This is a genomic window from Qipengyuania xiamenensis (assembly GCF_019711495.1).
Taxonomy (GTDB): Bacteria; Pseudomonadota; Alphaproteobacteria; order Sphingomonadales; family Sphingomonadaceae; genus Qipengyuania; species Qipengyuania xiamenensis.
Genome location: NZ_JAIGNM010000001.1, coordinates 258,445 through 270,107, shown reverse-complemented (window position 1 = coordinate 270,107; position 11,663 = coordinate 258,445). Strand labels below are relative to the sequence as shown.

General features: G+C 60.8%; 11 protein-coding genes. 6 read left to right on the top strand and 5 right to left on the bottom strand.

Annotated features, from left to right (window positions below; translation table 11 throughout):
- Positions 1-270: 270 nt before the first annotated feature.
- Complete coding sequence (gyrA, locus tag K3165_RS01360) at positions 271-3,111, top strand: DNA gyrase subunit A (RefSeq protein ID WP_221547085.1); 2,841 nt, start codon at positions 271-273, stop codon at positions 3,109-3,111.
- A complete protein-coding gene (locus K3165_RS01355; RefSeq protein WP_221547084.1) occupies positions 3,108-3,950 on the top strand; it encodes a TauD/TfdA dioxygenase family protein in 843 nt (280 codons plus the stop codon). The genes gyrA and K3165_RS01355 overlap by 4 nt, the downstream gene beginning before the upstream one ends.
- Here the strand turns inward: K3165_RS01355 and K3165_RS01350 are convergent.
- Both K3165_RS01350 and K3165_RS01345 read right to left on the bottom strand, forming a co-directional pair.
- Positions 3,947-4,195: a hypothetical protein gene (locus tag K3165_RS01350; RefSeq protein WP_221547083.1), complete on the bottom strand. Its 249-nt coding sequence runs from the start codon at positions 4,193-4,195 to the stop codon at positions 3,947-3,949. The two genes, K3165_RS01355 and K3165_RS01350, sit on opposite strands and share 4 nt — an antisense overlap.
- Before the next feature lie 64 nt (positions 4,196-4,259).
- On the bottom strand, positions 4,260-4,934 hold the full coding sequence (locus tag K3165_RS01345; protein WP_221547082.1) for a lysoplasmalogenase: 675 nt from the start codon (positions 4,932-4,934) through the stop codon (positions 4,260-4,262).
- Between the two features lie 86 nt (positions 4,935-5,020).
- Between K3165_RS01345 and trmFO the strand changes: the two genes are divergently transcribed.
- Positions 5,021-6,388: a methylenetetrahydrofolate--tRNA-(uracil(54)-C(5))-methyltransferase (FADH(2)-oxidizing) TrmFO gene (gene trmFO, locus K3165_RS01340; protein ID WP_221547081.1), complete on the top strand. Its 1,368-nt coding sequence runs from the start codon at positions 5,021-5,023 to the stop codon at positions 6,386-6,388.
- Here trmFO and K3165_RS01335 read toward each other — a convergent pair whose 3' ends face one another.
- Together K3165_RS01335 and K3165_RS01330 are read right to left on the bottom strand one after the other, a co-directional pair.
- Positions 6,389-6,856, bottom strand: coding sequence for an EF-hand domain-containing protein (locus K3165_RS01335; protein WP_221547080.1), 468 nt, complete (start codon positions 6,854-6,856; stop codon positions 6,389-6,391).
- A 38-nt stretch (positions 6,857-6,894) separates the two neighbouring features.
- A complete protein-coding gene (locus K3165_RS01330; RefSeq protein WP_221547079.1) occupies positions 6,895-7,557 on the bottom strand; it encodes a squalene/phytoene synthase family protein in 663 nt (220 codons plus the stop codon).
- Positions 7,558-7,709: 152 nt separating this feature from the next.
- Between K3165_RS01330 and K3165_RS01325 the strand changes: the two genes are divergently transcribed.
- Genes K3165_RS01325 through K3165_RS01315 form a run of 3 tightly spaced genes read left to right on the top strand, consistent with a single transcriptional unit; the run spans position 7,710 to position 10,191 of the window.
- Positions 7,710-9,305 (top strand): TadE/TadG family type IV pilus assembly protein, encoded by a 1,596-nt coding sequence (locus K3165_RS01325; protein WP_221547078.1) that lies wholly within the window; start codon positions 7,710-7,712, stop codon positions 9,303-9,305.
- Entirely contained in the window at positions 9,302-9,763 is a 462-nt protein-coding gene (locus tag K3165_RS01320) for a TadE/TadG family type IV pilus assembly protein (RefSeq protein ID WP_221547077.1), read from the top strand. Before K3165_RS01325 ends, K3165_RS01320 begins: the two co-directional genes overlap by 4 nt.
- Before the next feature lie 8 nt (positions 9,764-9,771).
- Positions 9,772-10,191, top strand: a complete 420-nt coding sequence (locus K3165_RS01315) for a TadE/TadG family type IV pilus assembly protein (RefSeq protein ID WP_221547076.1) — start codon at positions 9,772-9,774, stop codon at positions 10,189-10,191.
- 77 nt (positions 10,192-10,268) lie between these two features.
- Here K3165_RS01315 and K3165_RS01310 read toward each other — a convergent pair whose 3' ends face one another.
- Positions 10,269-11,660: a pyruvate dehydrogenase complex E1 component subunit beta gene (locus K3165_RS01310; protein ID WP_221547075.1), complete on the bottom strand. Its 1,392-nt coding sequence runs from the start codon at positions 11,658-11,660 to the stop codon at positions 10,269-10,271.
- Between the last annotated feature and the right edge of the window lie 3 nt (positions 11,661-11,663).

Here is an 11,663-nt window from a genome sequence, read left to right as displayed (position 1 = left end):
CGCATGAGACGTTCGAAAACGGCATAAACGGCGCCATTGCCGTGTCTGCGTTCTCATTGCAAATTCTTGTAGCCGAAAGCCGCTGAATGGCGATTGAATGCGGGTCTGTCCCGCCGTTCAGGCTTGGCAGCCCCAAAAGGGCCATCGACATGTGGAAAAAGCGCATGAAAGGGGTGTGTGGTTCCCGCTTCGAGTGGCGCGACACAGGGCTTTCGCCTACGGTGGATGCCTTGAAGTCCATAAAACACCAACAGACGGAAATACCGCGTTTTGGCTGACGAAACCGACCTGATCGACACCCCTCCCCCTGGCGGCGACGAATATACTCGCATCGACATCGTCGACGAGATGAAAACGAGCTATCTCGATTACGCGATGAGCGTGATCGTGAGCCGCGCGCTGCCCGATGTGCGTGACGGCCTGAAGCCGGTCCACCGCCGTATCCTTTTCGCCAGCAACGAAGGCGGCTTTGTAGCCGGTCGCCCGTTCCGCAAGAGCGCCAAGATCGTCGGCGACGTGATGGGTAACTACCATCCGCACGGCGACGCGGCGATCTACGATGCGCTTGCCCGCATGACCCAGAACTGGTCGCTCCGGGTTCCGCTGATCGACGGTCAGGGTAACTTCGGCTCGATGGACCCCGATCCGCCCGCATCGATGCGTTACACCGAAGCTCGTTTGGCTCGCGTGGCGAACTCGCTGCTCGACGATCTCGACAAGGATACAGTCGACTTTGCGGACAACTATGACGGTTCGCGTCGCGAACCCACTGTCCTGCCCGCACGCTTTCCCAACCTGCTGGTCAACGGCGCCGGCGGTATCGCGGTCGGCATGGCCACGAACATTCCGCCGCACAATCTCGGCGAGGTGATCGACGGCTGCTTCGCCTATATGGATAACCCGGCGATCACGAGCGAAGAGCTGTTCGAGATTATCCCTGGACCGGATTTCCCGACAGCACCGCTGATCCTCGGCAAATCGGGCGCCCGCTCGGCCTACACCACGGGTCGCGGCTCGATCCTGATGCGTGCCCGCCACGAAATCGAGGAAAGGCGCGGTGATCGCAAGTCGATCGTCCTGACCTCTATCCCCTTTCAGGTCGGCAAGAGCGGCCTTGTCGAGAAAATCGCCGAAGCCGCCAAGGACAAGCGGATCGAGGGTATCTCGGACATTCGCGACGAATCCAGCCGCCAAGGCGTGCGTGTCGTCGTCGACCTCAAGCGCGATGCCTCGCCCGAGGTCGTGCTCAACCAGATCTGGCGGTACACCCCGGCCCAGTCGAGCTTCCCGGCCAACATGCTGGCAATCAGCGGCGGTCGTCCCGAAGTCCTGACGCTGCGCGAGTTCATCCAGGCGTTCATCTCCTTCCGCGAGGAAGTGATCACCCGCCGGACTAAGTTCGAGCTCAACAAGGCCCGCGACCGCGCGCACATCTTGCTCGGCCTCGTCGTGGCGGTTTCGAACCTAGATGAAGTAGTCGCCATGATCCGAGGCGCTCCCACGCCTGCAGAAGCACGCGCTCGCCTGCTCGCCAAGGAATGGCCGATCGGCGACATCGCGAAATATATCGCGCTGGTGGAGGCGATCGAACCCTCTTCCGAGCAGGAAGGCGGCACCTACCGCCTGTCCGAACGCCAGGTGAAGGCCATCCTCGACCTGCGCCTGCACCGCCTGACGGCACTGGGCCGCGACGAGATCGGGGACGAACTCAAGGAACTGTCGCTTTCGATCGAGGAATATCTCTCGATCCTCGCCGACCGCGTAAAGCTTTACGGCGTAATGCGCGGCGAGCTGGAGGAAATCCGGGCGGCCTATGCCACTCCACGTGTTTCCGAGATCGCGCCCGCCTGGGACGGTATCGAAGACGAAGACCTGATCGTGCGCGAGGAGATGGTCGTCACCGTCACCCATGGCGGTTACATCAAGCGTACTCCGCTCGACACGTTCCGTGCACAGGCCCGCGGCGGCAAGGGGCGCAGCGGCATGGCGACGAAGGACGAAGATGCCGTCGTCGAAATGTTCGTAACTTCGACGCATAACCCTGTGTTGTTCTTCACCAATACGGGCCGCGTCTATCGCATGAAGGTCTGGAAGTTGCCCGAAGGCGGTCCGCAGACCAAGGGCCGGCCGATGGTCAACCTTCTGCCGCTTGGCGACGATGAGCGGGTCACCAACGTCCTCGCCCTCCCCGAGGACGAGAACGAATGGGCGAACCTCAACATCGTTTTCGCCACCGAACAGGGCATGGTCCGCCGCAACTCGATGGACGCATTCACCAATGTCCCTTCGAACGGCAAATACGCCATGGGCTTTGTCGAAGGCAGTGGCGACCGCCTCATCGGCGTCGAACTGCTGAACGAACAGCAGGAAATCTTCCTCGCGTCGGATTCCGGCAAGGCCATCCGCTTCTCGGCGACCGATGCTCGTGAAACCAAGAGCCGCACCGGCATCGGTGTTCGCGGCATGAAGCTGAAGGACGGCCAGAAAGTCGTTTCGATGGCGGTCCTCGACGCGGGCGAGCGCGATACCGAAATCCGTGACGCATACCTGCGTGCGGCAGACTGGAAGAACAACGAGAACGAGCACACTCTCGATGCCGAGAAGGTCACGGAGATGGACGAGGGCGAGGAGTTCATCCTGACCCTTACCGCGAACGGGTACGGCAAGATCTCGTCGGCCTACGAATACCGGACCATCGGTCGCGGCGGCATGGGTCTTACCAACATCGGTGAACCCTCGAGTAACCCCGATCGTAACGGCCCGGTGGTCGCCAGCTTCCCTGTGAAGCACGGTTCGCAGCTCATGCTCGTTACCGACCAGGCGAAGCTCATTCGCTTGCCGATCCACTTCCGCCACATGGTCGAAGGTGGGTTCGAAAACCACGAGGGTTACTCGATCTCCGGTCGTGGTTCTTCCGGTGTTCGCATCTTCAATGTGGCGACGGGCGAACAGATCGTCGGCGCTGCACTGATCGACGAAACCGAAGAACCAGAAAACGAAGCCGAAGAGCTGGTTCAGGACGAAATCGCAGCTCGTGGCGGTCTCAACCAGACCACTCCGCATACCACGGCTCATTCGGACAAGAACATCGACGGCGAGCCCGGCGGATGACGCTGAGGGTCGAGCCTAGCGATCAGGCGTGCGGTGCACGCGTGAGCGGGCTCGACCTTTCTAAACCGATCCCGGCAGAGCTGGCGGCTGAAATCCGCGAGGTCTGGCTGGAGCACAAGGTTCTGGCTTTTCCCGACCAGCACTTGGACGATGATGCGCTCGAGCGTTTCACTCTTGCCATGGGCGGGTTCGGGGAGGATCCGTTCTTCGAGCCAATCAGCGGTCGCGAGCACATCGCTGCGATCCAGCGGGAAGCGGAGGAAACCAGCCCGCTTTTCGCGGAAAACTGGCACAGTGACTGGAGCTTCCTCGAGCGTCCGCCTGCGGGCACCTGCCTGATGGCTTTCGACATCCCCCCGCGCGGCGGAGACACGCTGTTTGCCGACCAGCAATCGGCCTTTGCTGCCCTTCCCGATGATCGCAAGGACGAGCTACGCAAACTCACGGCCATACATAGCGCACAACTCGCCTATGCTCCCGAGGGCACCTATGGCGAAAAGGACGCAGGACGCTCCATGGCGATCCGCCCGAGCGAAGCTGCACGAGACTGCCGCACCCACCCCTTGATCAGGAAGCATCCCGAAACAGGGATCGAAGGATTCTTCTCGACCCTCGGCTACATCATCGGGATCGAGGGAATGGAGCAGGCCGAGGCGATTGCCCTCCTCGCGGAACTCGCCCAATGGCAGTCACGCGATGAATTCGTCTACCGCCACCAATGGGAGGACGGCATGCTCGTCATGTGGGACAATCGTGCGGTCCTGCACAAAGCGACCGGTGGCTACGAGGGCTACCGGCGCGAATTGCACAGGACCACGATCGCCGCCTGGAACGGTTAGCCCCGGCAGAATTCGCCGGGGTTGAACCACCTCGGATGCAAGCCGAACAAGCGGAATACCGCAGCGAAGGTCTGGGTGAAACCAAGGCCGTCGCTGTAATCTTCGTTCAGCCCGGAGTAGGAGCATTCCGATGCTCCGTTGGCACCGCCCGGCACATAGCTGCCGTTACCGCCGACTTCGCCTGCCGAGAGCGGGGAAGCCGCCAGCACTACTGCACCGGCCAATACGATTGCTGCCTTTTTCATGATCATCTCCTTCGTGTGTTCAAAGAACGCGGCCCGAAGGATGACTGGTGGCAGCGTATTTACACTAGGCAGCAGTATTCGGCAAATGTGACCGGTGTCGGATTGTCTGGACGACCCCCGTGGCGATCAGGAACTGTCCGCCGTAGTACATTGGCCAGACGAGCCATTCGGCAATGTCGCGCGACAGGTGTCCGGCCTCCCGGGCGAAGATCACGAGGTCGCTGACCACGAAAAGGATCGCCCCGATCCCGACACGATACCTGGGAAAACTGCTGGTCCAGGCCGATGCCCCCATCGAGCCGACGACAAGTGCGTAGATTGCCACCAGATGCCAGTTGTCCAGCGGATAGGTCAGCATCGCAGCAATCAGGGGTGTTCCCACCAACAGGGCGAGACCCGCGGCCTTCTGGCTTCCCGTTGTCCTCTCCCGGCGATTGCCGAGGTAGAGCGCGATGGCCACCAGATGCGCAACGGCAAACAGGGCACCACCTCCCATGAAGCTGAATTCCAGAATGACATCGGCCAGCGAACAAAGGAACAGGAAGACAGCGATCAACAGTCCGTCGCGGCCGCTCGCACGGTGGGCAGCATAAATCGCGAGAAATCCGACCCCTGCTCCCTTCCAGATCGACAACCAGGCGCCGCCAACCTTTCCGTCCATCGCGAAGAAATAGGTCACCGCGAACAGCAGGCTCAGCAGCAGATATGGTCGATGCTCGACAAGAGCGCGCTTGGGCATTTCGGGTTTCCCTCCTGATCCCGCTCGCATCGCGCAATTGCGCCAGCGTTGCAAGCGGCCTGCCTCGGGACTAGATGGCGCCCGTAATGACACATGACATCCAGATCATCGGTGGCGGCCTTGCCGGAAGCGAGGCCGCTTGGCAGCTGGCGCAACGCGGCTTCAAGGTTCGCCTGTCCGAAATGCGCGGCAGCGGCGAAACCACCCCTGCTCACCAGACGGACGGCCTGGCCGAACTCGTCTGTTCGAACAGCTTCCGCTCCGACGACAGCGACAAGAACGCCGTGGGCCTGCTTCACCACGAAATGCGGCGGCTCGATAGCCTTGTCATGAAGGCAGGCGAGAAAGCGCGCGTTCCGGCGGGTAGCGCAATGGCCGTCGACCGAGATGTCTTCTCGGCCGAAGTCCAGCGAACGCTCGAGGAGCATCCGAACGTTACGGTCGTTCGTGAGAAGGTCGAGGCCCTCCCTTCTTCCGGACCGACCATCGTCGCCACCGGTCCGCTGACTGCCCAGTCGCTCGCCGAGAGCATCGTTAGCGCGACCGGTCAGGACCGCCTCGCTTTTTTCGACGCGATCGCCCCGATCGTGCACCGCGACAGCATCGACATGTCGAAATGCTGGATCCAGAGTCGCTGGAACAAGCGTACCGAGGCTTCGAACGAAGACGGCGACTATATCAATTGTCCCATGACCAAGGAGCAGTACCTCGCCTTCCACCAGGGATTGATGGACGGCGAGAAGACCGAATTCCGCGAGTGGGAAGCCGATACCCCTTATTTCGACGGGTGCATGCCGATCGAGGTGATGGCGTCGCGCGGTGTCGAAACGCTTCGATACGGCCCGATGAAGGGCGTCGGACTCGACAATCCCTACGACAAAACCGAGGAGCATCCGCAGGGCCGCTGGCCCTATGCGGTCGTCCAGCTGCGGCAGGACAACAAGCTCGGCACGTTGTGGAACATGGTCGGGTTCCAGACGAAGCTCAAATACGGCGCGCAGATCGAACTTTTCCGCACCATCCCGGGTCTTGAGAACGCCGAATTCGCCCGGCTCGGCGGCTTGCACCGCAACACTTTCATCAACTCGCCGCTCGTCCTCGATCGCCAGCTGCGTCTGCGCGGCGGCGAGCATATCCGCTTCGCCGGCCAGATTACCGGATGCGAAGGCTATGTGGAAAGTTCGGCAGTCGGCCTGATGGCAGGCATGATGGCTGCCAGCGAATTGGCGGGTCGGGATTGGACACCCCCGCCCCGTACCACCGCTTTTGGCGCCCTCCTCTCCCACATCACGGGAGATGCAGAAGCCGACACGTTCCAGCCCATGAACGTCAATTTCGGCCTGTTCCCGCCGCTTCACGAAGTGAAGAAGAAGCAGCGCAAGGAAGCCTATACTTCGCGCGCCAAGCAGGAATTCGGCGATTGGCTCGAGCGGCTCGAACCGGTTCCTGCCTGATCAACAGGCGCAGCGCCGAGAATTGGATGGCTTCGGCTTGGTGGTGGCGAACTCGCCGGGAGAAAGCTCCCGGTCGCCGTTCGCATCGGCACCTTCGAACTTCTCCACGGTGGCGACCGCGCACTCCTCGAAGGTCAGCAGATTATTGCCATCCTTGTCGAGTTTGCGGAAAGCCTCGCTCCGGGTCGACAGCATTTCGCTGCGCCTGATGCGCCAGTCGCGGTTGCGATCGTAGCGGAAGAAGCGGCGCTGCTCTTTCGTAAGTTCGCTCGCTTCGGGCGGTGCGGGACCTTCCATATCGCCGGGATCTGTAATCGGCAGCGATGTGGGATCGGGTGCGTCTGCGGCAAGAGCGAGGGCCGCCGGAGGCGTAGCTGCCGCCTCGACCTCGGCCGGCTCCTGCCACCAGAACATGCCAACTCCGGCAAAAAGGAGCGCTATTACGGCGCCCAGAACGATACGGCTCATCGGCAAGTTCCCCTTCTTGCTGGACGCAATGGGTAGAACTAACTTCCTATAATTCCTAGCCTTAGTGCAGCGAATGGGCTGAAGCGATCGCCGAACAGCGGCTTTCCGCCCCTCTGCAAGGCCCTTCGGGACAGCCCACCGACAACGGCGAGAGCGCGCAAATCGCGTGGCAGGGACGGAAGCGAAGAAGCTGTCTCCAGCCCTTGATCGAGCGCTCGCCGGCCTTGCCCATCTGGCATTTGTGCGAGATCTGCATAGGCCCATGCCGCACCGTGCATTTTAGCTGACATCCTGGCTTTTGCGTGGCCTGCGAGCGATGCCAATTTCGAGAACAGCTCGCCGCGGCCAGAGGCCAGAGCGCCGGGATCACCTGGCGCCCCCTCGTCCCCCGGCAATTGTGCTTCCCACCCGTCGATCAGGAGATAGAGCGCGTCGCCATCCCCACCCCATGACTTACCGAGAGCCGCCAGGAGCGGGTCCGGCGGATTGTTTTGCTGGCCGCCGGAAACCTTCCTCAACTCTTCGCGCCACCACGCCAATTTGAGCTGGCCCAGTGCAGGTTCGCTCGCGGTCAGGACGATTCTCGATAGCCGCCGGTCCAGCAACAGCGCGTCGCGCAACGGAGCCCGCAATTTCTCGTCGGCATGGCTGAGCGCCAGATCCTGCCATTCGGCCAGCCTGTCCTGCTTTCCGTTATCCATTGTATCCCTGTTCAATGCTGGCCTTGCCGTTCCTTAAGCGTTGGACGCTTTAAGGGTGGGTGGAAACCCGAAGTTAACTCTTCACCGCCATGTTGTTGAAGGTTCTCCGTATTAATTGCGGACGATACGACTGAGTTTACCTCGGGGGCAACATGGCACTGAAGCAGTTTTCCAAGATGATGCGTCGGCTCAAGGCCGATACCAGCGGCAACGCAATGCTGCTGGTCGCATTGGGCACGCCTGTCCTGTTCGGATCGGCAGGGCTTGGTGTCGATATGGCGCAGTATTACCTGTGGAAGCGTGAAGCGCAGTACGCGGTCGACCAGGGCGCCCTTGCCGGCGCATGGGCACGCGGCAATGGTGACACTGGCTCCGCATATAAGACGCGCGCCCGCCAGGAATTCTACATCAACCTGTCTGCCACCAAGAACTACCTCCTGACCCACAACGTTGAGCTTGAGGAATGGGACGGCACGAGCAACAACAGCGTATATATGGAAGCGACCGTATCGGCCCAGCTTCCCTTCACCAAGATCGTCATCGACGAGGGAATGACCATCGCGGTCGAAGCGCAGGCGACCTGGGAAACGACCCAGCAGTTCACCGCCTGCCTCTATTCCCTCGATCCGACCTCGTATCGCACGATGTGGTTCAACGGTGGTCCAACGGTCGACGCTGCATGCGGCGTCGGGGCCCGATCCAACCATGACGAAGCGATCGTCACAAACGGCAGCAGCGGTGCCCAGAACATCAATTGGGTCGTCGCAGGTGGCGGCATCAACGACGGCATGGGCGCTTTCGACAACGCTCTCATGGTCGAAAACTACGAGGATATGATCGATCCTTGGGAAGGACTGACCCCACCTGACAATCCCACGCCGCGGACTGTGAACTGCGGTGATGCCACGGCAAACTGGCAAGCCGATGAGCGGCAGGTCGACGCCATCACCTTCAAGTACTATCGCGGGCAAAACAGGACCGAAGCCAAAGCTACAGGCGAAATCGCGTACAACGGCGCGGGGGCGCAGACGCCATTCGATATCGAATTCGCAATCAATGCAGGTGCCCTCTTCACCGCAGAGCCGGTGGATTACACGCAATCACCGGTGAAGGACAATCTAACCCAGATTGCAGGTAGTGGCCCTGACAAGATCTATATCGAGCGCATCACGACGTCTCGTTTCAGCTACAGCAACAAGGTCCAGCTTTCGGCGAACAACGACCTGCAGCCGGGAACATACACCAACTTCGACATCGCTTGTGACGTCAACCTGGCCGGTGGCGTCTATGTGATCGATGGCGGTACGCTGAAGATCAACGGCGGCGTGAACATCACCGGCACCGGTGTCATGTTTGTGCTGAAGAACGGAGCTTCGGTCGATATCAACGGCGGTGGTGGTGTTTACCTGACCCCGATGACCAAGACCGAGCTGATCGCCGTTGGCGTGTCGGCTGATGATGCCGACAAAATGGAGAACATGCTGATCTTCGAAGATCCCAATTCTCCGGGCTCTACGGGCAGCAAGATCACCGGCAACGCCAACTTCGACCTCAACGGCGTCGTCTACATGCCGAACAGCGATTTGACGATGGCTGGTACGATGAGTGCTACCGCAGAATGCCTCATGGTCGCATCGAAGACGCTACAGATCAGCGGTAGCGCCGATCTCACCACGCTGTGCCCTGCCGGCAAGACCCATGACATCGTCGTAGGTGAAGGCCGTACCCGTGTGAGGCTCGTCCTGTGAGCGGCCTCCTTCGCAAATTCGGATCGTTCGGCAAGGACGAGGCTGGCTCCGTGGTCATCGAGACCGCGATCGTGGTACCCGTGCTCGCGGTCATGGCGTTCGGCAGCTTCGAGGCGAGCCGTATCGTCTCGCGACACAACGAATTGCAGGTCGCCGTGGCAGAAGCCGCAGCAATCGTGCTTGCGAACACGCCCGACGAGCAAAGTGAAATCAATACCGTCGAGCAGGTAATCGAAACCTCGACCGGCCTGCCTGCAGGTCAGGTGCGACTGGAAATTCGCTACCGCTGCAATTCCGACGCTTCGCTCGTGACCGATATCACGCTGTGCCCGACCGGCGCCGTTATTTCCGAATTTATTCATATCAATATCTGGGACACTTACGATCCGATCTGGAAGGATTTCGGCATCGGAGACACGGTTTCCTACGATATTCGTCGAAGGGTTCAGATCTCGTGAGCGCTCTGTTGAAACAGCTCCGCCGTGACGATCAAGGCTCGACGATCATCGAGTTTGCCCTGCTCGCACCCGTCATCATCGGCATGTTCATCGGCGTAATCCAGGTCGGCATCAGCATGCAGGCCTACAATTCGATGCGAGGCGTCGCTTCGGATACTGCGCGCTATGCGGTCGTCGAGTACATGAACGAACGCACCGTCACCGATGACGCGATCAAGACCAAGGCTCTCGATATCGCCAAATCGGCGCCGTACAGTCTGCAGGATACCGTCCAGGTGACCGTCGTCCCAGTCGCAACGCCCCGCGTGCACGGAACGTTCGAGAAGACGATCACGATCACCTACACGCCGCCCGACATCCTCCCGCTGGTGGATTTCGCCAGCAAGGAACTCACCTTCTCGCGGCCGATCTTCGTTATCGACGAATAGAATCGGCAAGCACGAACAGAAAAAGGGCCGGGACTGCGATTGCAGCTCCGGCCCTTTTCTTATCGCTTTTCCGCGTCTCAGTCGCGGTAGCACACCTTCTTGACCGCCTTCACGATTTTGGGCGTGTCGATCAGCGCGAGCTTTTCGAGGTTGGCTGCATAGGGCAGCGGCACGTCCTCGTCGCAGACACGCGTGACCGGAGCGTCGAGGTGGTCGAAGCCTTCCTCCATGCAGATCGCGACGATTTCCGACGCGATCGAGCAGGTCGGCCAGCCTTCTTCGGCGATAACCATGCGGTTGGTCTTCTTGAGGCTCTCGAGCACTGCTTCCTTATCGAGCGGGCGCAGTGTGCGAAGGTCGATAACCTCCGCATCGATGCCTTCTTCCGCCAGCTGCTTTGCCGCTTCGAGAGCAAGGCCGACAGCGATCGAGTAGGCAACGATGGTCACGTCCGAGCCTTCGCGCATAGTGCGGGCCTTGCCGATCGGCAGGACGTGATCGTCGAGTTCGGGCAGTTCGAAGCTGCGGCCGTAGACGAGCTCGTTCTCGAGGAAGACCACCGGGTCCTCGCAGCGGATTGCCGCTTTCATCAGGCCCTTCGCATCCGATGCGTCGTAGGGAGCGATCACGATCAGGCCGGGGACGCTGGCGTACCATGGTCCATAGTTCTGGCTGTGCTGTGCACCGACGCGGCTTGCCGCGGCGTTCGGCCCGCGGAACACGACCGGACAACGCATCTGGCCGCCCGACATGTAATTCGTCTTTGCGGCCGAGTTGATGATGTGGTCGATCGCCTGCATGGCGAAGTTGAAAGTCATGAATTCGACGATCGGGCGTAGGCCGCCCATCGCCGCGCCCGTACCGATGCCGGCAAAGCCGTATTCGGTGATCGGCGTATCGATCACGCGCTTGGGACCGAATTCGTCGAGCAGGCCCTGCGTGACCTTGTAGGCGCCCTGGTACTGGGCGACTTCCTCGCCCATCACGAAGACACGCTCGTCGCGGCGCATTTCCTCGGCCATGCCATCGCGAAGAGCTTCGCGGACGGTGACGGTAGCTATGTTGGTGCCGTGCGGGATTTCCGGATCCTTGACGCCGGTCTTCTTCGCCGGCTTCGCGATTTCAGCTTCGCTGCCGCCGCCCGAGCTTTCGGGACGTCCGACATCCTTGCCCTCGCCCGGAACATCGTCCTTGGGGGCTGCCGAGGCGGCTTCGGAGATGTCCTCTACCTCGCCCGCAAGCATGGCGATCACGGTGCCGACAGCCACGTTCTCGGTGCCTTCGGCCACCAGGATCTTGCCGAGCGTGCCTTCGTCTACGGCTTCGAATTCCATCGTCGCCTTGTCGGTTTCGATCTCGGCAATGATGTCACCGGCGACGATCTCGTCACCTTCCTGCTTGAGCCACTTGGCGAGCGTGCCCTCCTCCATGGTGGGCGACAGCGCGGGCATCTTGAGTTCGATAGCCATGGC